Below are 18,850 nucleotides of genomic sequence, written 5' to 3' on the forward strand. Positions count from 1 at the left end.
CCCATGGCTGAAGTCCTCGTCTACGTCGACCACGTGGACGGTGCCGTCCGCAAGCCGACCCTCGAGCTGCTGACCCTGGCCCGCCGCATCGGCGAGCCCGTCGCCGTCGCCCTCGGCAACGGCGCCGCCGACACCGCCGCCACGCTCGCCGAGCACGGCGCGGTGAAGGTCCTCACCCACGACGCCTCCGAGTACGCCGACTACCTGGTCGTGCCGAAGGTGGACGCCCTGCAGGCCGCCCACGAGGCCGTCTCCCCGGCCGCCGTGCTGGTCCCGTCCTCCGCCGAGGGCAAGGAGATCGCCGCCCGTCTGGCGCTGCGCATCGGCTCCGGCATCATCACCGACGCCGTCGACCTCGAGGCCGGCGACGAGGGCCCGGTGGCCACCCAGTCGGTGTTCGCCGCGTCCTTCACCACCAGGTCCCGCGTCATCAAGGGCACCCCGGTCATCACGGTCAAGCCGAACTCGGCCGCCGTGGAGGCCGCCCCGGCCGCGGGCGCCGTCGAGTCCCTGTCCGTCTCCTTCTCGGACAAGGCCACCGGCACGAAGGTCACCGGCCGTACGCCGCGCGAGTCGACGGGCCGCCCCGAGCTGACCGAGGCCGCGATCGTGGTCTCCGGCGGCCGTGGCGTCAACGGCGCCGAGAACTTCTCGATCATCGAGGCGCTGGCCGACTCGCTCGGTGCGGCCGTCGGTGCCTCGCGTGCCGCCGTCGACGCCGGCTGGTACCCGCACACCAACCAGGTCGGCCAGACCGGCAAGTCGGTCTCGCCGCAGCTGTACATCGCCAACGGCATCTCCGGCGCCATCCAGCACCGCGCCGGCATGCAGACCTCCAAGACCATCGTGGCCGTCAACAAGGACGCCGAGGCCCCGATCTTCGAGCTGGTCGACTACGGCGTGGTCGGCGACCTCTTCGACGTCGTCCCGCAGCTGACCGAGGAGATCAAGGCCCGCAAGGGCTGAGCCCCTCCCCGCTCCACAAGGCCCCGGTGACCGAAGCGGTCACCGGGGCCTCGGTGCATCCTGGTGGCGACCCGCCGGGTCCCGACCACCGTGCGGACGGGGTGTTGACCAGCGAGAACCACCCGGATAACTTCATTCTACGGATTGTTGATTCCGTACAGCGGAAAATAGGAGGGTGTGGGATGGGTCAGCAGGAGAAGGTGGCGACGAGCCTCGCGGGCGCCGTCAGCGAGGAGATCAGCGCCTCCCTCGCGCCGGTCGACGCGGAGCTGGAGCGCCGCTACCCCGGGGACCCCGGCACCCGGCAGCCCGTCCACACCGTCTACGTCCCCGGTGACGCCTTCGCCGCCGACACCATCCGCTCCTGGGGCGACCAGGCTCTCGCCGCGCTCGACGAGCACGCCCCGGACGCCGCCTCCTTCGCCGCGGTCCTCGGCCTGTCCGGCGAACTGGCCGAGCCGGTCTACTCCCGCGTCCGCGCCAAACTGGAGCGCGAACCCATCGAGGACCTGCGTGTCGACTTCGAGGACGGCTACGGCCCCCGCCCCGACGCCGAGGAGGACGAGGCGGCGGCCCGTGCGGCCCGTCTGATCGCCCAGGCGTACGAGAACGGCACGGCGGCGCCGTACATGGGCATCCGCATGAAGTGCATGGAGGCGGCGGTACGCGACCGGGGCATCCGCACCCTCGACGTCTTCCTCACCGGCCTGATCGAGTCGGGCGGCCTGCCCGAGGGCCTGGTGCTGACCCTGCCCAAGGTGACCTACCCCGAGCAGGTATCGGCGTTCGTCCGCCTCGTGGAGGCCTTCGAGAAGGTGCACGGCCTGGACGCCGGCCGGCTCGGCTTCGAGATCCAGATCGAGACCAGCCAGTCCATCCTCGCCACCGACGGCACCGCCACCGTCGCCCGGATGATCCAGGCCGCCGAGGGCCGCGCCACCGGGCTGCATTACGGCACCTTCGACTACAGCGCCTGCCTCGGCGTCTCCGCCGCCTACCAGGCCAGCGACCACCCGGCCGCCGACCACGCGAAGGCGATCATGCAGGTGGCCGCCGCGGGCACCGGCGTCCGGGTCTCCGACGGTTCGACCAACGTCCTCCCCGTCGGCCCGACGGAGAAGGTCCACGACGCCTGGCGCCTCCACTACGGCCTCACCCGGCGCGCCCTCGCCCGCGCCTACTACCAGGGCTGGGACATGCACCCCGGCCACATCCCCACCCGCTACGCCGCGGTCTTCGCCTTCTACCGCGAGGGCTTCGAGCAGGCTGCGGGCCGCCTCGCCCGCTACGCCAACCGCGCGGGCGGCGACGTCATGGACGAGCCCGCGACCGCCAAGGCGCTCAGCGGCTATCTGCTGCGCGGCCTGGACTGCGGCGCCCTCGACATCGCCGAGGTCGCCCGCCTCACCGGCCTGACCCGCGCCGACCTGGAGGGCTTCGCGGCGCCCCGGCGCGGTGACCTGACGGCCTTTGCGAAGTAGCGCCCACCGGCGGCGGGCCACGGCCACGGTGGCATCGGGGCGACGGGGGAGGGGACGCCGAACGGCACCGTTCGCCACGGCCGGCTCCACGGGGCAAGCCGGCCCGGGCCACGTCAGGGACCGGCCCGCCGGCCGTCGGTGTACGGCTCCAGACCCGACTCCGTCACCCACTTCTGCTCCGCGAACAGCCGCGTGCCCCGCGCGCACAGCACCGCGTCCCGGCGTGCCCGGGTGCAGAACTCCTCGGGCGTGACCCCGAACAGTTCCCGCAACGGAGCCGATGCCACGAGGAGTTCGGTGATCAGGGCACGCTGGTCACCGGGGTGGCGGCGCGGCGCGGCGGAGCCGTTGTGGAGCACCCCGTGCCGGTTGACGTAGGAGTACGCCCCCGCGAGCACGGAGCCGTCCGGCAGCTCGATCCGCACGTCAGGGGCGGGCAGCCAGGCCCGCCGGAAGTTGCCGTCGGGCAGCGGGACGCCCTCGCTGGCGTCGATCACCTCCAGCTGGCGCGGATCCAGCCACAGGACGAACAACTCACGTAAGGAACCAGGGCACTTGAACGGGGATGCCGAGACATAGCCCAACCGGCTGACGTGCGCGGAGACTCCCACGTCCACGCCGGTCACCCGGGTGCGCACCATGGGCAGCGCAGTGTCGAGCCCGAACTCCGCGAGCTTGTGCCGCAGTTGGCCGGGGCAGGCGTTGGAGCCGACGGCGAGCACCGGCACCCGGTCGTCGTACACCAGGCGCTCCAGCGGGAGCATCCGGTCGCCGTGCAGCAGGCCGGAGTCGGCCGGCCAGGCGCCGGGATAGGTCAGCGGCTGGTCGCGGGGAGCGCCGGCGAGACCGAGTTCCTCCAGGGTGCGTCCGGTCACGGGCGGCTCAGTCGGCCGGCGGCAGCTCGCCCGAGCCGCGCGTGATCAGCCGGGTGGGCAGCTCGATGCGCTCCGGCGCCACGAGCGCGCCGTCCAGCTGGCGGAAGAGGCGCTCGGCGGCGGTACGGCCCAGGGCGGCCGCGTCCTGGGCGACGACCGTGACGCCCGGCTGCAGCAGATCGGCCAGCTCGATGTCGTCGAAGCCGACGAGGGCGACTCGGCGGGCGTGCTCGGCCAGGACCCGGATCACGGTGACCGTCACCCGGTTGTTGCCCGCGAAGATCGCGGTGACCGGCTCGGGCCCGGAGAGCATCTCCTCGGCCGCCCGGCGCACCCGCTCCGGGTTCGTCTGCCCGAGGGACATCCAGGCGTCCTCGACCGGTATCCCCGCGTCCTCCATGGCCGCCCGGTAGCCGCGCAGCCGCTCGGCGGCGGTGTGGATGCGGGGCATGTCCCCGATGAAACCGATCCGGCGGTGGCCGTGTGCGATGAGGTGGGCGACGCCGTCCCGGGCACCGCCGTAGTTGTCGGACAGGACCACGTCGGCCTCGATCCGTCCCGCCGGACGGTCCACGAACACGGTCGCCACGCCCGCCCTGATCTCCGGCTCGAGGTAGCGGTGGTCGTCACCGGCCGGGATCACCACCAGACCGTCCACCCGCCGTGCGCACAGGGCCAGCGCCAGCTCCTGCTCGCGCTCCGGGTCCTCGGCGCTGGAGCCGTTGATCAGCAGGGCGCCGTGTGCCCGGGCCACCTCCTCGACGGCGCGGCTGAGCGGGCCGTAGAAGGGGTCGGCGAGGTCCTCCAGGACCAGGCCGATGCTCGCCGTGCGGCCCTTGCGCAGCACCCTGGCGCTGTCGTTGCGGCGGAAGCCCAGCGCCTCGATCGCCTCCTGGACCCGGCGCTCGGTGTCCGGGGTGACACCGGGCTCGCCGTTGACCACCCGGGAGACCGTCTTCAGCCCGACCCCGGCCCGCGCCGCCACGTCCTTCATCGTCGGGCGGTTGCCGTAACGGCTGCCGTGAGGGGTGTCTGCGCGGCGGGTGGTCTCGGGCACGGTGCGGTGTCCTGTCCTGTCGTACGACTTGTCTGACGTGTCAACGGGATGGTGCGTCGATCCTCGGTTTGTATGAGGATGTGGCGTCGAGCATAGAGCCTGGACAACGTTGTCAGCTGCGAGAGACACTGTCCACCGCTGTCTCCGGCCTGCGCCCCCACCGCTTGACCGGCCTGCTTTTCCTTGGTTCGCGAGCTTCAACGGGGAGTCTGACTCTGATGCACACCGACCTCGTGGCCGCCCTGGACATCGGCGGTACCAAGATCGCCGGCGGTCTCGTGGACGGCCACGGACGGATCCTGGCCCGGGCCCAGCGCGCCACACCCGCCCAGCAGAACGGCGAAACGGTCATGCGGGAGGTCGAGGCGGTACTCGCCGACCTCGCCGGTTCGCCGCTGTGGGGGAGCGCGCACGCCGTCGGCATCGGCAGCGCCGGCCCGGTGGACGCCTCGGCGGGCACCGTCAGTCCGGTGAACGTGCCGGGCTGGCGCGACTTCCCGCTGGTCGAGCGGGTGCGCGCGGCCACCGGCGGTCTCCCGGTCGAGCTGATCGGCGACGGCGTGGCGATCACGGCCGCCGAGCACTGGCAGGGCGCCGCCCGCGGCCATGACAACGCGCTGTGCATGGTGGTGTCGACCGGGGTCGGCGGCGGCCTGGTGCTGGGCGGGAAGCTGCATCCCGGGCCCACCGGGAACGCCGGGCACATCGGACACATCAGCGTCGACCTCGACGGGGACCCCTGCCCGTGCGGTTCGCGCGGCTGCGTCGAGCGGATCGCCAGCGGGCCCAACATCGCCCGTCGCGCCCTGGAGCAGGGCTGGCGCCCCGGTCCGGACGGCGACACCTCGGCCGCCGCGGTGGCTGCCGCGGCCCGCCGCGGCGACACGGTCGCCGTGGCCTCCTTCGAGCGGGCGGCGCAGGCGCTGGCCGCCGGCATCGCGGCCACCGCGACCCTGGTCGAGATCGACATCGCGGTGATCGGCGGGGGGGTCGGCAAGGCGGGCGACATCCTCTTCGCACCCCTGCGCAAGGCACTCACCGACTACGCGACCCTGTCCTTCGTCCAGCGGCTGACGGTCGTGCCCGCGCAGATGGGCACGGACGCGGGGCTGGTCGGCGCGGCGGCTGCAGCGCTGGCGCGCCGACCGGATGCGACGGCGTCGGTCTGACCCGGGGCCGGGCGCGGCGCCGGAGGAGGCGAGGCTGCCCGCGGGCTGCGGCGCGTTGAGGACTGACGGCGCCGCAGCTCCCAGGGGTGCATTGGGCTGACGGCGCCGCAGCTCTCCAGGGGTGTGTCGAGGGCTGGCGGCGCCGCGGCTCCCCAGAGGCGCGGGGAGCCGCACGGCAGCACCCCTCGGAGGGTGGGCCGCCGTCAGCAGCTCAGCCTGGCATCCGCCCAGTCCGCGTGGTCGGAGTCGTTGCCGTCCCCCGCGTCGGTCACGACCAGGTGGACCACCTGGGCGCCGGTGACGTCCGCGGTGATCGGCTGGGCGGGCATCGCGTTGGTCAGGACGCCTGTCGAGGCGACCTTCGTGCCGTCGGCCCAGATCTCGAAGGTGACGGTGCCCCTGGTGCCTTTCTCGTCGTCGACGCCGACGTCCGCGGTGACCTTCTCGCAGGCCTTGCCGGTGTAGAAGGAGATGTCACTCGGCGCGTGGGCGCCGAGGCCCTTGGCGAAGACGGTGCCGCCGACGGTGATCGGATGGCCGTCGCCGGCGTCACTCTCCCCGTTGCTGGTGTCCCGTTCCACCGGTCCCCAGCCGCTCGTCGCCGACAGCCAGGTCAGGTCGCTGAGGTACGACGTCCCGGCGGGCGGACGTACCACGACGGACGCGGTCAGCGGGAGCGTGCTGGTGACGGCCTCTCCGGCCGGTGACCGGTAGCTCGCCCGCAGTGTGAGGTCGTAGGGCCCGGTCCGCGTCCCGGGCGGGGCGGTGACCGTCCATGCGGTGCGCAGCGCCTGGCCGGTGGCGAGGGCGCTGGACGTGGTCGCTGACGTCGGCCTCACGGTCCACCCGTCGGGGCCGGTCAGGGACACGGACACACGCTGCGCGGAGGTACGGCCGAGATCGGTGACCGTGCTGGTGAGGGTGGCCGGGGTGGCGGCCTCCAGCAACGGGCTGCCGTCCAGGCCGAGTTCTGCGGCGGGCGGATGCGCGGCCCAGTGCGGGTCGGCCGAAACGCGCAGCAGGACCGTGCCGTGGGCGGGCACGGTGGCCGCGATGGTGCCGGCGGTGTTGTAGCCGCGGTGCTGCCACAGGTTCCGCAGGGTGTAGGCGGGGGCGCCGGGCAGGCCGACGGCGGCCGCGGTGGTGGCGATCCGCTGGGCGGTGCCCGACTCGTTGAACAGGGCCACCGCGCGGCTGCCGTCCTTCATCTCCTTGGCGATGACCCAGCGTCCGCCGGCGGAGGAGACGACCGTGCCCTGCTTGCCGAGCGGGTCCTGGTCGACGGCGATGACCTCCTTGTTGTCCAGGATGTCGAAGGTCGCCGGGGAGGCCTTGCGCAGGTCGGTGCCGATGAGCAGCGGGGCGGCCATGACCGACCAGAGGGAGAAGTGCGAGCGGTACTCGGTGTCCGACATGCCGCCGTTGCCGACCTCCAGCATGTCGGGGTCGTTCCAGTGACCGGGTCCGGCGTACGGCGCGAGCGGGAGGTTCTGCTTCAGGTTCGAGACCATCGAGGACCAGCTGTCGCTGATGTCACCGGTGGTCCGCCACAGGTGGCCGACGCCGGAGGCCCACTCCCAGGGCTTGTTCTCGCCCCATTCGCAGATGCTGTAGACGATGGGCCGGCCGGTCGCCCTGAGCGCGTCCCGCATGGTCGTGTAGCGCCGCTTGGCGTCCACACCCTGGTTGTTGCAGTTGTCGTACTTCAGGTAGTCCACGCCCCAGTCGGCGAACTGCTGGGCGTCGCTGTACTCGTGGCCGAGCGCGCCCGGGAAGCCCGCGCTGTTGCAGGTCTTGGTGCCGGCGCTGGTGTAGATGCCGAGCTTGAGCCCCTTGGAGTGGACGTAGTCGGCGACGGCCTTGATGCCGCCCGGGAAGCGGGCCGGGTCGGGCACCAGCTTTCCCGCGGCGTCGCGCTGCGGCAGCGCCCAGCAGTCGTCCAGGTTGACGTACTGGTAGCCGGCGTCCTTCAGGCCCTTCGCCACGAACAGGTCGGCTATGCCCTTCACCATGGTCTCGTTGAAGTCGGCGCCGCAGTGCGTGGAGTTCCAGTTGTTGAAGCCCATCGGCGGGGTGAGGGCGAGACCGTCGGCCAGGGCGGGGGCGGCTCGGTCCCGGGCGGGGGCCGCCACGGCGGGGGTGGCGATGCCCGCCGCGCACAGCAGGCCTGCGGTGAGTGCTCCCGCCACTCTCCGGCGGGTTGTGCGGGTGTGAGGGTGACGCATCGTTGACGTTCCTCCGACTCGCGAAAGGGGGATGACGGCATGCGGCAGCAAGGCGACATGTACGTGCCATCGGTGCGCGTTTACGGTAGAACGTGTCGGACTCTGTTGGAAGAGCTGTGTCCTGACTGTGCGACAACCCATGAAGAGCCGTAACGGCAGCGCGGGTTCGCCCCGCGGTCGCGATCGGGCGTTCGGATGTGTTCGCTTCCTGCTTCGTTTCGGGGGCTCAGGCGTCGCCCACGCGCCCCCACCCCGGCAGTGGCGGCTGAGGCCAGGCGGGCGGGTGCGGCAGGAGCCGTGACGGGCGGTCGCTCGTCAGCGCGCCCGACGGAACCCGTCCGCTGAGCCAGCCGAGCACCTGGTGCCCGGCCCCGGCGACCGAGGGGCCGTGCGCCGCCACGGACCAGTGGCGCCCGAGATCGACGGCCTCCACCGAGGCGAGGGGGAACCCTTGGGCGCGCAGCGTGGTGAGGGTGTCGTCCAGCGCCCAGGCGACGTACCGGTCGGGCCAGTGCTCCGTACCGTGGCCGATGTCCAGGTCGAGGTGGTGCGTCTCCACCTCGCGCAGACAGCGCAGCAGGAGGTACCAGGCCGGGTGTCGCCAGCCGGCCAGCGCCGGGACCAGGCGCTCCCAGGCGGGGGCGGGCATCGCGCGTGCCCGTTCCGCGAACCGGTCCAGGCTCTCCCGCAGCCGCGCCACCAGCCCGTCGGCGCCCAGCGCCGCATCCCGCTCGACCGCCGCGGACAGTGTCGCCGCGTCCGCGCGCGGTCCCGGTTCACGGTCGGTGTGCGCGAGCCCCAGCAGCCACACATAGGCGTCGACGCTGTGCACGACATGGGCGAGGACATGGCCGCGCGTCCAGCCGGGCAGCCCCGACGGGGCGCGCAGTGCGGCGTCGGACAGACCGGCGGCGCCCCGCACGAGGCGAGCGCCCGAGCGTACGGCGTCCTCGACGGGCTCCTGCCCAGGGCCGAAAGCCGGCAGCCCGCTCACCGGAACTCCCGCACGACTTCGATGCGGCCGGCGATGTGTGCGTTGAACTCGTCCAACTCCTCGGCGGGTACCCAGAGTTCCAGGATCGTCTCGCCGCCGGCCTGCCGAACGGGATAACGGCCGAGGAATTCCGTGTCGACCTCGAAGCGGGTCACGAAGCCGGCGCCGTCGTGCTTGACGTTCCAGTCCCGGGCGATCCGGATCGCGTAGTCCTCGTTGAGGACCGGGTAGAAGATCGGCTGCTCCGGGAGCCGGGGCGGCCAGGCCCGCCAGTCGAGGGCGCGGACCAGGTCGAGCTCCTTGGGGCCGGTGGGGCGCCACAGGGTCGTCGTCGGGGGCGGGCTGGTCATGATGTCGCGTCTCTGGTCGGGGCCCGGCGCGGGAGCGCGCGGGGCGGGACGCCGGACGATACCGGCGCCACGCGGGGCGGGCCAGCGGATTTCGGCACGGCCGGTTCGTTCACGGTGCCGCGAAGTGCCGAGTGGGGTCGCGGTGTCGGGCGGCTGCCCGCTCCGTCCGGGCCCGATATGCGGTCGGGCCGGCCGGCCCGCAGGCCATGGTGAGCTCGGCGCAGAGCGTGCCGACGAGACCGGACGCGGCGGCGTGGACGTTGCGCACAGCCGCCGCGTCGCCCTGCGCCTCGACGTGGAGGGCCGGGCCGGTGACCCGAGTCGTCTGCTCGCGGGTATCCGCGTGACCCCGGACCGGCTCGCGCAGTTGACCAGCGCATGAAGAAGCGCAGCATGCTCGCCCTCGCCAGCCTGGCCACCGGCTTCGTCGTGGCCGCCGTCACCCCCTCCCACGGGGCGGGCGACCGCCCCGTCGGTGACCTCAAGGTCTCGGACACCGTCGACTCGGCCGGTCACCCCCTCGGCGGGGAGGGCCACGCCGTCGACGACGACACCCACGGCCAGGAATAGGTCCACCGGTTCAGGGTGTGGGTGCCGGCGTCCCCCGCCGCAGGGGGCACCGGCACCCACGCCGTCCGGGCACCCTCACCGGGGCGGGGTTTCCGTGGCAGGGTGGAGCGGGCAAGCCTCAGGGGGCCAACACAAGAGGGGGAGTCCGTGACCGTCGTCTGGATCAACGGCGCGTTCGGTGCGGGGAAGACCACCACCGCACGGGAGCTGATCGAACTGATCCCGAACAGCGCGCTCTTCGACCCCGAGATCGTCGGCGGGGCGCTCACGCACCTGCTTCCGGCCAAGCGGCTCGCCGAGGTGGGCGACTTCCAGGACCTGCCGATCTGGCGCCGGCTCGTGATCGACACGGCGGCCGCGATGCTCGCCGAGCTGGGCGGGACCCTCGTGGTGCCCATGACCCTGCTTCGCCAGGACTACCGCGACGAGATCTTCGGCGGCCTCGCCGCCCGCCGAATCCCCGTCCACCATCTGTTGCTCGCCCCGGCTGAAACGATCCTGCGTGAGCGGATAGCCGGGCGGGAGGTCCCGCCCGACCTGCCCGACGGTGAGATGCGCGTGCGGCAGTGGTCGTACGACCACATCGAGCCCTACCGCGCCGCCCTCGCCTCCTGGCTCACCGCCGACGCCCACCCCGTGGACACCAGCGCACTCACCCCGCACGAGACCGCCGTCCGCATCGCCGAAGCCGTCGGCAGCGGTGCGGTACCGCCCTGCGACATCGTGCAGACGCCGGAGCCGACCGCCGAGACCCTGGCCGCCGGGGTGCTGCTCTTCGACGAGCAGGACCGGGTGCTCCTGGTGGACCCCACCTACAAGCCCGGCTGGGAGTTCCCCGGCGGTGTCGTCGAGCGCGGCGAGGCACCGGCCCGCGCCGGGATGCGCGAGGTCGCCGAGGAGACGGGGATACGGCTGAGGGAGGTGCCCCGGCTGCTCGTCGTGGACTGGGAACGGCCCGTACCGCCCGGCTTCGGCGGACTGCGGCTGCTGTTCGACGGCGGCCGGCTGGAGTCCGGCGAGGCGTCCCGGGTACTGCTGCCCGGCCCGGAGCTGCGCGGCTGGCGCTTCGCCAGCGAGCAGGAGGCCGAAGAGATGCTGCCACCGGTCCGCTACGAGCGGCTGCGCTGGGCACTGCGCGCCCGCGAGCGCGGAACGGCACTGTACCTGGAGGCGGGCGTACCCGTCGGCTGACCACCGAGCACCAGGCGGGCGGGGGATGGGCGGGCGACGCGGTGGGGGTGGTTGCCCGGCTGGCTGAGGTGGGTCGGGTGAGAGCCGTCGGAGCTGGGTGCGGTGACGGTGGCTGGCTGGGGCCGGTCGGGCGGCAGCTGTCGGAGCCGCGCACCGTAAGGCGGCTGACCGGCGTGGGTGGCGGCCGTTGATCCGGTCACGTCTCCAAGACGCCTGAGGGATCCGCGAGCGTTCGCTGTCCTGCGTGGAGTGATGAGCGGCGGAAGGGTCAGCGGGCGGCAGCCGCTTCGAGGAGAGGGAGTGAGTGACGGGGATATCAGGCCGCGCTCGCCGCCCTAAGGAGCGCGGCGGCCGCGCCTTTGACCACCGGGTCTCCGTGGCCGAAGCACGCCACGTCCGCGTCCAGCTCGGCCAACCGGCGCAGAGAGTCCAGGAGTTGGGGCGTATCGAGGTTGAACACCCCCGGTATCACCGTGCCGTCGACCGGTGAGGCCGCCACCGTGTCCCCGGCGAAGAGCACGCCCTCCTCGGGCAGGAACAGGGCGATGCTGCCGTCCGTGTGTCCGGGGACGTGGATCACCTGGGCGCCACCGCCGAAGTCCAGCACATCGCCGTCCGCCAGGCCGGTGACCGCGGCCGGCGGCACCGGCGTCCCCTCGGGGAGGTGCTGGACCGCCGCCGCGTGGATCGGCAGCTCCCACTCCTCGAACCGCGGGGACGGGCCGGGGAGTTCACCCCGGACGAACGGCGCGTCCAGGTGGTGCGCCAGCACCTCGGCACCGCTCAGCGCGGCCAACTCGCCGGCCCCGCCGACGTGGTCCTCGTGGAAGTGGGTCAGCACGATCCGCCGTACGTCCGCGGGCGCTCGTCCCAGCGCCGAGACCGCGTCGGCGATCGCGCGGCCGGCACCGATCGTGCCCGCGTCGATCAGCGTCAACTCGTCCTGGTCACACCAGAGATAGGCCTGGCCCACGGGGAACCGCAGGAGACGGAGACGGGGCAGCAGTTCGACAACGTCCATGCGCCGACCGTAGGCGGCGCCCCCGCCCATGGACGAGGGCGCTCTGCCGAGGGCAGACGGGTGACGGCCCTGTCGTGCCGTTCCCGCCCGGCCGGCGACGCCTTCGACGCCCTCGCCCACTGCCCGCCAGGAGGCGGGGGCATCCCGTCGAGGGCACTGCGCCCACGCACCCGGACGTACGGCCGGATGGCCCGGAACTCGACCGCGGGCAGCGTGCCGACGCCGGGCTAGCCGGCCGCGTAGTTGCGCAGGAACAGCGCCTCGGCGACCGACAGCCGCTCCAGTTCCTCGGGCGACACGCTCTCGTTGAGGGCGTGGATCTGCGCCTCCGGCTCGCTCAGGCCGATGAGCAGGATCTCCGCCCCGGGGTACAGGCCCGCCAGGGTGTTGCACAGCGGGATGGAGCCGCCCTCACCGGCGTACTGCATGGTCTCGCCGGGGTAGGCGACCGCCATCGCGTCGGCCATCGCCTGGTAGGCCGGGCTGGTGGCGTCGGCGCGGAAGGCCTGGCCCTGACCGATCTGCTCGGTGGTGACCCGGGCGTTCCAGGGGGTGTGCGCCTCGAGGTGGGCCTGGAGCAGCTTGGTCGCCTCCGCCGCGTCCACACCCGGCGGCACCCGCAGGCTGATCAGCGCGCGGGCGCTCGAGTGCACGGACGGGGTGGCGCCGACGACCGGCGGGCAGTCGATGCCGAGGACGGTGACGGCCGGGCGGGCCCAGAGACGGTCGGCGACCGAGCCGTCACCGATCAGCCCGACCCCGTCCAGCACCTTGGCGTCCGCGCGGAACTGCTCCTCGGTGTACTCCAGGCCGTCCCACCTCCCCGTGGCGTCCAGGCCGTCGACCGTGGTCGAGCCGTCCTCGGCGCGCAGCGAGTCCAGCACGCGGATCAGCGCGGCCAGCGCGTCCGGGGCGGCACCGCCGAACTGGCCGGAGTGCAGGTTGCCCGCGAGGGTGTCGATCCGCACCCGGACCAGGGTCATGCCGCGCAGCGTGGTGGTCACCGTGGGCAGGCCGACGCGAAAGTTGCCCGCGTCGCCGATCACTATGGTGTCGGCCTCCAGCAGCTCCGGGTGCTTCTCGGCGTACCGCTCCAGGCCCCCCGTGCCCTGCTCCTCGGAGCCCTCGGCGATCACCTTGACGTTCACCGGCACGCCGCCGTTCGCCTTCAGGGCGCGCAGCGCGAGCAGGTGCATGATCACGCCGCCCTTGCAGTCGGCGGCCCCGCGGCCGTACCAGCGGCCGTCGCGCTCGGTCAGCTCGAACGGCGGGCTGGTCCAGCCGGCCTCGTCCAGCGGCGGCTGCACGTCGTAGTGCGCGTAGAGGAGAACCGTTTTCGCACCCTCGGGGCCCGGCAGGTAGCCGTAGACGGACTGCGTGCCGTCCGGGGTGTCGAGCAGGGCCACGTCGGCAAAGCCCTCGGCGCGCAGGGCGTCGGCGATCCAGCTCGCCGCGGCCTCGCTCTCGCTCTTCGGGAACTGCGTGAAGTCCGCCACCGACTTGAAGGCGACCAGCTCGGCCAGCTCCGCCTTCGCCCGGGGCAGCAGCGAGGCGACGGTCTCGGCGACCGGATTCGACGACATGGGCACGCTCCTCGTGGGTGCGACGTTGTACGGGGTGATACCCCCGATACTCCCACAGTGGCCTGCGACGACGACCGCCGTAGGATGCGGGGGAGACTACGGCAGCGGCTTGATCGGAGCAGTAGACCATCGTGAGCGGCGAGAACTCTTCGGCGGACGGCGTGCAGCGGGTGTGGGACGTCGTCGTGGTGGGCGCGGGACCCGCAGGGGCCTCGGCCGCCTACGCGGCGGCGGTCGCGGGACGGCGCGTGCTGTTGCTGGAGAAGGCCGAGTTGCCCCGCTACAAGACCTGTGGCGGGGGCATCATCGGCCCCTCGCGTGACGCGCTGCCCCCTGGCTTCGAACTGCCCTTCCGCGACCGGGTGCACGCGATCACCTTCTCGAACAACGGCCGCTTCACCCGCACCCGCCGTTCCAAGCAGATGCTGTTCGCGCTGATCAACCGGCCCGAGTTCGACCAGCAGCTGGTGGAGCACGCCCAGAAGGCGGGCGCCGAGCTGCGTACGGGCGTCATGGTGCAGCGCGTCGAGCAGCACGGCTCGGCCGTCCCCGACCGGCGCACGGTCGCCGTCGTCCTGCAGGGCGGCGAGACGGTGCTGGCCCGCGCGGTCGTCGGCGCCGACGGCAGCGCCAGCCGCATAGGGGCACACGTCGGGGTGAAGCTGGACCAGGTGGATCTCGGCCTGGAGGCGGAGATCCCCGTGCCCGAGTCGGTCGCCGAGGACTGGAAGGGGCGGGTCCTCATCGACTGGGGCCCGATGCCGGGCAGTTACGGCTGGGTGTTCCCGAAGGGCGACACCCTGACGGTCGGCGTGATCTCCGCGCGTGGTGAAGGCGCCGCCACGAAGAGGTACTTGGAGGACTTCACCGCCCGCCTCGGCCTGTCGGGCTTCGAGCCGTCCCTGTCCTCCGGGCATCTGACCCGCTGCCGCGCGGACGACTCACCGCTCTCCCGGGGCCGGGTACTGGTCTGCGGTGACGCGGCCGGGCTGCTGGAGCCGTGGACCCGTGAGGGCATCTCCTTCGCGCTGCGCTCGGGCCGGCTCGCGGGGGAGTGGGCGGTCCGTATCGCCGAGGCGCACGACGCGGTCGACACCCGGCGCCAGGCCCTGAACTACGCGTTCGCGATCAAGGCCGGCCTCGGCGTCGAGATGAGCGTCGGCAAGCGGATGCTGACCGTCTTCGAGAAGCGTCCCGGCCTCTTCCACGCGGCTCTCACCGGCTTCCGTCCCGCCTGGAAGGCGTTCCGGGACATCACACAGGGCTCGACCTCGCTGGGCGAGATCGTCCGCTCCCACCCGCTCGCCCAGCGCGCCCTGACCGCGCTGGACCGGGGGCAGCCCGTCGCGACGGAGGAGCCGGTCGGCTCCTGACCGCGCCGAGTGATTCCCGCCGGGCGGGGACCCGCGGAGGACCGGGCGGGGACCTGCGGAGGACTGGGCGGGGACCTGCGAGGGACCCCGGGCGGGGACCTGGGCAGGACCGGGTGGGGACCTGCGGAGGACCGGGCGGGGACCTGCGAGGGACCCCGGGCGGGGACCTGGGCAGGACCGGGTGGGGACCTGCGGAGGACCGGGCGGGGACCTGCGAGGGACCCCGGGCGGGGACCCGCGGAGGACTGGGCGGGGACCTGCGGAGGGACCGGGCGCGGACCTGCGGAGGACCGGGCGGCCGGTGGGGGACGGCGCCGGTCCCGAACCGCTGCGGCAGCCTGCCGCAGGGACCCGTCAGCTGGTGACCGTGATGTGGAAGACCGGGTGGTCGGGGGCGATACGGCGCAGGTCCTCGTCCGGGGACTCGGGGCCGACGCCGTCGAAGAAGACGCCGACCTCCGCCTTCCAGCGCTTGAGGTAGGCCCGCAGCAGCGGGACCTTGTCGTCGTCGGCGACCTCGGTGGCGGTGAAGACGTCCACGTTCTTGCCGAGCCGCAGCTCGCCGCCGCCGGCCGCCCGCATGTTGTGGGTCCACTGGACATGGCCGCGCGGGGCGAGCAGGTACTGCCGGCCGTCCACCGTCAGCAGGTTCACCGGGGTGGTGCGCCACTGCCCGCTCTTGCGCCCGCGCACCGCGAGGACCCGGGACCCCCAGACGCTGATGCCGCGCCGGGTGATCCAGGCGACCGCCCGGTTGAAGACATTGATCGTGAACCAGCCCGGCTTCTTGACGTGTGCCGACATGGTGACCCCCACGGTTGGGAGAGCGGTGCTCTCGCTTGGCTTCAGTGTGGGGCAGACAGGCGCTCCAGGGCAAGAGCAGTGCTCTCATTCGTGTGCACTGCTCTCGGTCGTGGCACACTGCTGGCATGAGCACCGCACAGGGCGCCCGCGCGCGGGCCAGGACGGAAGTGACGGCAGCCATCAAGGAAGAGGCGCGCAGACACCTTGCGAAGGACGGCGCGGCCAAACTCTCGCTGCGGGCCGTCGCCCGCGAGCTGGGCATGGTCTCCTCGGCGCTGTACCGCTACTTCCCGAGCCGTGACGAGCTGCTCACCGCCCTGATCATCGACGCCTACGACTCCCTCGGCGAGGCCGCGGAACAGGCGCGCGACGCCGTGGCCGACGCCGCGCCCACGGCCCGCTGGACGGCGGTGTGCGAGGCGGTGCGGGTCTGGGCCCTGGCCCGACCGCACGAGTACGCCCTGATCTACGGCTCCCCCGTGCCGGGCTACGCCGCCCCCCCGACCACCGTCCCGCCCGCCGCCCGCGTCGGTCTGGTCTTCATCGGCATCGTCCGGGACGCCCGCGAGCACGCCGGCCTCACCGACGTCCCCCTCCCCGCCGAGGTGCGCCCCGAGGCCGAGCGCATGGCCGCAGACCTCGCTCCCGACCTTCCCCCCGGGGCGATGGCGGCCCTGGTGGCGGCCTGGGCCCAGCTGTTCGGGCTGGTCAGCTTCGAACTGTTCGGCCAGTTCCACCAGGTGGTCGAGGACCGGGAGGTGTTCTTCCGGCACGCCGCCGCGGGGCTGGCGCGCGGGGTGGGGTTGCGGTGACCGCCGAGGCCGTCGGCGTACCCGCGAGACACCTGGGCCCGCTGCCGGGGCCTTGTGCCCTACCGCCGGAGGTCTCGTACTTCCCCGGGAGTACGGGGGATCACCTCGCTCGGCCGACGTCGGCGTCGCCCGGGGGCGTCTACCGTGGCCCGCATGGAAGAGCAGCGCGCGCCGTGGCAGTGGTGGCGGCACGGCCCGCCGTGGTGGAGCGCCCCGGACGAGTCGGAGCCGCACCGGGTCCACCGGCCCTGGCGGTCCACCGTGCTGTTCACCGCGTTCGTCCTGATCGGCACCAACTTCGCCGCGCACGGAGAGCCCCACCGCGTGCCGCTGAACGGGTACGCGCGCGCCCTGCTCGTCGTCGCCTGCGTCCTGCTGCTGTGGCGCCATCGGTACCCGGTGGCCGTGGCCTTCGGCTCCGCGGCGGTGACCCTCGGCTACCTGGCCGCGGGCTACCCCTACGGGCCGGTCTTCCTGACCGTCGCCGTCAGCTGCTACAGCGCGGTCGTCGCCGGGCACCGGTGGGCCGCATGGGCGTCCATCGGCCTGCTCTGGGCCGGGCATGCCCTGGTGGCCCTCTGGCTCTACCCGTGGCTGCCGCCTGCGGGCGACACCAGAGGGGGCCTCGCCCAGGAGATCGTCATCGCCACCTGGGTGCTGGCCGTCGTCGCCCTGTCGGAACTGGCCCGGGTGCGGCGCGAACAGTGGGCGCGGGAACGCGCCGACCGTGCGCAGGCGGCGCGGCGCCGCGCGGACGAGGAACGCCTGCGGATCGCCCGTGAGCTGCACGACGTCCTCGCGCACAGCATTTCCGTCATCAACGTCCAGGCCGGCATGGGGCTCGCGCTGCTCGACAGCGACCCCGAACAGGCACGGGCGGCGCTCACCACCATCAAGGCCGCCAGCAAGGAGGCGCTCGGCGAAGTGCGCCAGGTCCTCGACACCCTGCGCGCCTCCGGTGCCGCACCGCGCGCCCCCGCCCCCGGCCTGGACCGACTGCCGGAACTGGTGGAGCAGGCGGCCGCCGCCGGGCTGACCGTGGAGATCGGGGGCGAGCCGCCACAGCTGCCGCTCGGCGCCGGCCTCGCCGCCTTCCGTATCGTGCAGGAGGCCCTGACCAACGTCGTACGGCATTCCGGATCCCGGCACGCGCGCGTGCTGTTCGCCCTCGAAGGCGGCCTGCTCCGACTCCGCATCGACGACGACGGTCCGGCCACCGACGCGGACGCCGGGGGCAGCGGGAACGGACTGGCCGGCATGCGGGAGAGGGCCGCCGCGCTCGGTGGCACCATCGAGGCGGGCCCCCGCCCCGACGGGGGCTTCCGGGTGCTCGCCGTACTGTCGACGCACACCGGGGAGGACGAGTGATCCGGGTACTGCTGGCCGACGACCAGTCGCTCGTGCGGGCCGGTTTCCGGGCGCTGCTCGACGCGCAGCCGGACATCGAGGTGGCGGGCGAGGCGGCCGACGGCGAGGAGGCGCTGCGCCTGGTGCGCGAACTGCGGCCGGACGTCGTCCTGATGGACATCCGCATGCCTGCGCTGGACGGCCTCGGTGCGACCCGGCGCATCACCGGCGACGCGGATCTCACGGACGTGAAGGTGGTCATGCTCACCACCTTCGAGCTGGACGAGTACGTCTTCGAGGCGATCCGCTCAGGCGCCTCCGGCTTCCTGGTGAAGGACACCGAACCGGACGAACTGCTGCGCGCGGTACGGGCCGTGGTCCAGGGTGACGCGCTGCTGTCGCCGGGCGTCACCCGCCGGCTGATCGCCGAGTTCGCGGCCCGCTCCAAGGAACCCGCGACGGCGGACGCCCTCGGCCGGCTCACCGAGCGGGAACGGGAGGTCATGGCGCTCGTCGGCATCGGCCTGTCCAACGAGGAGATCGCCCGTCGGCTCGTGGTCAGCCCGCTCACCGCCAAGACGCATGTGAGCCGTACGATGGTGAAGCTGGGCGCGCGGGACCGCGCCCAACTCGTCGTGCTGGCCTACGAGTCGGGGTTGGTACGCCCTGGCTGGCTCGGCTGAGCCGCCCGCCGGAAGCGCACCAGCACGCTCACCACCCGGGCCACGAACACGACCGGTGCGACCGCCGTGCCGAGCCGCAGCAGGACCTCGGACAGCAGCGGTGGCAGATCGAAGAGCAGTGCCGGTCCGGCCACGGCCCCGAACAGCACCGCCGCCGCGAAGGCGGCGCTCACCAGCGCGTAGCCGATCTCGACTGTGACCGCGTCCTGTTCGGCTTTGGTGCGGCGTCCCCCGTATGCGTACATTCCCCCAGTTTCACAGAGGCGGGGGGGGGGGGGGGGGGGGGGGGGGGGGGGGGGGGGGGGGGTGGGGGGGGGGGGGGGGGGGGGGGAGGGGGAGGGAGCAACCA

19 protein-coding genes are annotated in these 18,850 nt (G+C 73.2%); 10 read left to right on the forward strand and 9 right to left on the reverse strand.

The features are described from left to right. Window positions 1-3: 3 nt before the first annotated feature. Together ACZ7HQ_RS16575 and ACZ7HQ_RS16580 are read left to right on the forward strand one after the other, a co-directional pair. Window positions 4-966, forward strand: coding sequence for an electron transfer flavoprotein subunit alpha/FixB family protein (locus ACZ7HQ_RS16575; protein ID WP_470989914.1), 963 nt, complete (start codon window positions 4-6; stop codon window positions 964-966). Between the two features lie 182 nt (window positions 967-1,148). After that, the gene (locus ACZ7HQ_RS16580; protein WP_470989917.1) at window positions 1,149-2,447 is read left to right on the forward strand and encodes a DUF6986 family protein; all 1,299 of its coding nucleotides are present in this window, start codon (window positions 1,149-1,151) and stop codon (window positions 2,445-2,447) included. A gap of 113 nt (window positions 2,448-2,560) precedes the next feature. Here the strand turns inward: ACZ7HQ_RS16580 and ACZ7HQ_RS16585 are convergent, their stop codons facing one another. Both ACZ7HQ_RS16585 and ACZ7HQ_RS16590 read right to left on the reverse strand, forming a co-directional pair. Further along, window positions 2,561-3,322: a hypothetical protein gene (locus ACZ7HQ_RS16585; protein WP_470989920.1), complete on the reverse strand. Its 762-nt coding sequence runs from the start codon at window positions 3,320-3,322 to the stop codon at window positions 2,561-2,563. A 7-nt stretch (window positions 3,323-3,329) separates the two neighbouring features. After that, a complete protein-coding gene (locus ACZ7HQ_RS16590) occupies window positions 3,330-4,379 on the reverse strand; it encodes a LacI family DNA-binding transcriptional regulator (RefSeq protein WP_470989923.1) in 1,050 nt (349 codons plus the stop codon). 218 nt (window positions 4,380-4,597) lie between these two features. Between ACZ7HQ_RS16590 and ACZ7HQ_RS16595 the strand changes: the two genes are divergently transcribed. Then, entirely contained in the window at window positions 4,598-5,548 is a 951-nt protein-coding gene (locus tag ACZ7HQ_RS16595; protein WP_470989926.1) for an ROK family protein, read from the forward strand. Between the two features lie 203 nt (window positions 5,549-5,751). Here ACZ7HQ_RS16595 and ACZ7HQ_RS16600 read toward each other — a convergent pair whose 3' ends face one another. The 3 genes from ACZ7HQ_RS16600 to ACZ7HQ_RS16610 all read right to left on the reverse strand — a co-directional run bounded on the left by ACZ7HQ_RS16600 (window position 5,752) and on the right by ACZ7HQ_RS16610 (window position 9,117). Beyond that, entirely contained in the window at window positions 5,752-7,773 is a 2,022-nt protein-coding gene (locus ACZ7HQ_RS16600) for an NPCBM/NEW2 domain-containing protein (protein WP_470989929.1), read from the reverse strand. A gap of 226 nt (window positions 7,774-7,999) precedes the next feature. Next, window positions 8,000-8,767, reverse strand: a complete 768-nt coding sequence (locus ACZ7HQ_RS16605; protein ID WP_470989933.1) for a maleylpyruvate isomerase family mycothiol-dependent enzyme — start codon at window positions 8,765-8,767, stop codon at window positions 8,000-8,002. Next, the gene (locus ACZ7HQ_RS16610) at window positions 8,764-9,117 is read right to left on the reverse strand and encodes a hypothetical protein (RefSeq protein ID WP_470989935.1); all 354 of its coding nucleotides are present in this window, start codon (window positions 9,115-9,117) and stop codon (window positions 8,764-8,766) included. The genes ACZ7HQ_RS16605 and ACZ7HQ_RS16610 overlap by 4 nt, the downstream gene beginning before the upstream one ends. A 253-nt stretch (window positions 9,118-9,370) precedes the next feature. On the opposite strand from ACZ7HQ_RS16610, the gene ACZ7HQ_RS16615 reads away from it, so the two are divergent. From ACZ7HQ_RS16615 to ACZ7HQ_RS16625, 3 genes are all read left to right on the forward strand, one after another. Then, window positions 9,371-9,499 (forward strand): hypothetical protein, encoded by a 129-nt coding sequence (locus tag ACZ7HQ_RS16615; RefSeq protein ID WP_470989937.1) that lies wholly within the window; start codon window positions 9,371-9,373, stop codon window positions 9,497-9,499. Then, window positions 9,496-9,687 carry a hypothetical protein gene (locus ACZ7HQ_RS16620; RefSeq protein ID WP_470989939.1) on the forward strand — a complete coding sequence of 64 codons (192 nt, stop codon included), beginning with the start codon at window positions 9,496-9,498 and terminating at the stop codon, window positions 9,685-9,687. The genes ACZ7HQ_RS16615 and ACZ7HQ_RS16620 overlap by 4 nt, the downstream gene beginning before the upstream one ends. A gap of 147 nt (window positions 9,688-9,834) precedes the next feature. Continuing rightward, window positions 9,835-10,878 (forward strand): NUDIX hydrolase, encoded by a 1,044-nt coding sequence (locus ACZ7HQ_RS16625; RefSeq protein WP_470989941.1) that lies wholly within the window; start codon window positions 9,835-9,837, stop codon window positions 10,876-10,878. 316 nt (window positions 10,879-11,194) lie between these two features. Here ACZ7HQ_RS16625 and ACZ7HQ_RS16630 read toward each other — a convergent pair whose 3' ends face one another. Both ACZ7HQ_RS16630 and ACZ7HQ_RS16635 read right to left on the reverse strand, forming a co-directional pair. Continuing rightward, complete coding sequence (locus ACZ7HQ_RS16630) at window positions 11,195-11,899, reverse strand: MBL fold metallo-hydrolase (protein WP_470989943.1); 705 nt, start codon at window positions 11,897-11,899, stop codon at window positions 11,195-11,197. A 227-nt stretch (window positions 11,900-12,126) separates the two neighbouring features. Continuing rightward, a complete protein-coding gene (locus ACZ7HQ_RS16635; protein ID WP_470989945.1) occupies window positions 12,127-13,482 on the reverse strand; it encodes a M20/M25/M40 family metallo-hydrolase in 1,356 nt (451 codons plus the stop codon). A 131-nt stretch (window positions 13,483-13,613) separates the two neighbouring features. On the opposite strand from ACZ7HQ_RS16635, the gene ACZ7HQ_RS16640 reads away from it, so the two are divergent. After that, entirely contained in the window at window positions 13,614-14,855 is a 1,242-nt protein-coding gene (locus ACZ7HQ_RS16640) for a geranylgeranyl reductase family protein (protein WP_470989947.1), read from the forward strand. 354 nt (window positions 14,856-15,209) lie between these two features. On the opposite strand, the gene ACZ7HQ_RS16645 is transcribed toward ACZ7HQ_RS16640, so the two are convergent. Further along, window positions 15,210-15,659, reverse strand: a complete 450-nt coding sequence (locus ACZ7HQ_RS16645; RefSeq protein ID WP_470989949.1) for a nitroreductase family deazaflavin-dependent oxidoreductase — start codon at window positions 15,657-15,659, stop codon at window positions 15,210-15,212. 125 nt (window positions 15,660-15,784) lie between these two features. Here ACZ7HQ_RS16645 and ACZ7HQ_RS16650 point away from each other — a divergent pair, with 125 nt between their 5' ends. From ACZ7HQ_RS16650 to ACZ7HQ_RS16660, 3 genes are all read left to right on the forward strand, one after another. Next, window positions 15,785-16,471, forward strand: coding sequence for a TetR/AcrR family transcriptional regulator (locus ACZ7HQ_RS16650; RefSeq protein ID WP_470989952.1), 687 nt, complete (start codon window positions 15,785-15,787; stop codon window positions 16,469-16,471). A gap of 153 nt (window positions 16,472-16,624) precedes the next feature. Next, window positions 16,625-17,839, forward strand: coding sequence for a sensor histidine kinase (locus tag ACZ7HQ_RS16655; protein ID WP_470989954.1), 1,215 nt, complete (start codon window positions 16,625-16,627; stop codon window positions 17,837-17,839). After that, window positions 17,836-18,501 carry a response regulator gene (locus ACZ7HQ_RS16660; RefSeq protein WP_470989957.1) on the forward strand — a complete coding sequence of 222 codons (666 nt, stop codon included), beginning with the start codon at window positions 17,836-17,838 and terminating at the stop codon, window positions 18,499-18,501. Before ACZ7HQ_RS16655 ends, ACZ7HQ_RS16660 begins: the two co-directional genes overlap by 4 nt. Here ACZ7HQ_RS16660 and ACZ7HQ_RS16665 read toward each other — a convergent pair. Next, window positions 18,462-18,746, reverse strand: coding sequence for a DUF6332 family protein (locus tag ACZ7HQ_RS16665; protein WP_470989959.1), 285 nt, complete (start codon window positions 18,744-18,746; stop codon window positions 18,462-18,464). The two genes, ACZ7HQ_RS16660 and ACZ7HQ_RS16665, sit on opposite strands and share 40 nt — an antisense overlap. Window positions 18,747-18,850: the final 104 nt, after the last annotated feature.

It is taken from the genome of Streptomyces sp. NPDC037290 (genome assembly GCF_055603245.1).

Excerpts from the sequence above, each read along its gene's own strand:
- ACZ7HQ_RS16575 (WP_470989914.1), top strand. The coding sequence starts at position 4 with ATGGCTGAAGTCCTCGTCTACGTCGACCACGTGGACGGTGCCGTCCGC.
- ACZ7HQ_RS16580 (WP_470989917.1), top strand. The coding sequence starts at position 1,149 with ATGGGTCAGCAGGAGAAGGTGGCGACGAGCCTCGCGGGCGCCGTCAGC.
- ACZ7HQ_RS16595 (WP_470989926.1), top strand. The coding sequence starts at position 4,598 with ATGCACACCGACCTCGTGGCCGCCCTGGACATCGGCGGTACCAAGATC.
- ACZ7HQ_RS16600 (WP_470989929.1), bottom strand. The coding sequence starts at position 7,773 with ATGCGTCACCCTCACACCCGCACAACCCGCCGGAGAGTGGCGGGAGCA.
- ACZ7HQ_RS16610 (WP_470989935.1), bottom strand. The coding sequence starts at position 9,117 with ATGACCAGCCCGCCCCCGACGACGACCCTGTGGCGCCCCACCGGCCCC.
- ACZ7HQ_RS16620 (WP_470989939.1), top strand. The coding sequence starts at position 9,496 with ATGAAGAAGCGCAGCATGCTCGCCCTCGCCAGCCTGGCCACCGGCTTC.
- ACZ7HQ_RS16630 (WP_470989943.1), bottom strand. The coding sequence starts at position 11,899 with ATGGACGTTGTCGAACTGCTGCCCCGTCTCCGTCTCCTGCGGTTCCCC.
- ACZ7HQ_RS16635 (WP_470989945.1), bottom strand. The coding sequence starts at position 13,482 with ATGTCGTCGAATCCGGTCGCCGAGACCGTCGCCTCGCTGCTGCCCCGG.
- ACZ7HQ_RS16645 (WP_470989949.1), bottom strand. The coding sequence starts at position 15,659 with ATGTCGGCACACGTCAAGAAGCCGGGCTGGTTCACGATCAATGTCTTC.
- ACZ7HQ_RS16650 (WP_470989952.1), top strand. The coding sequence starts at position 15,785 with ATGAGCACCGCACAGGGCGCCCGCGCGCGGGCCAGGACGGAAGTGACG.
- ACZ7HQ_RS16655 (WP_470989954.1), top strand. The coding sequence starts at position 16,625 with ATGGAAGAGCAGCGCGCGCCGTGGCAGTGGTGGCGGCACGGCCCGCCG.
- ACZ7HQ_RS16665 (WP_470989959.1), bottom strand. The coding sequence starts at position 18,746 with ATGTACGCATACGGGGGACGCCGCACCAAAGCCGAACAGGACGCGGTC.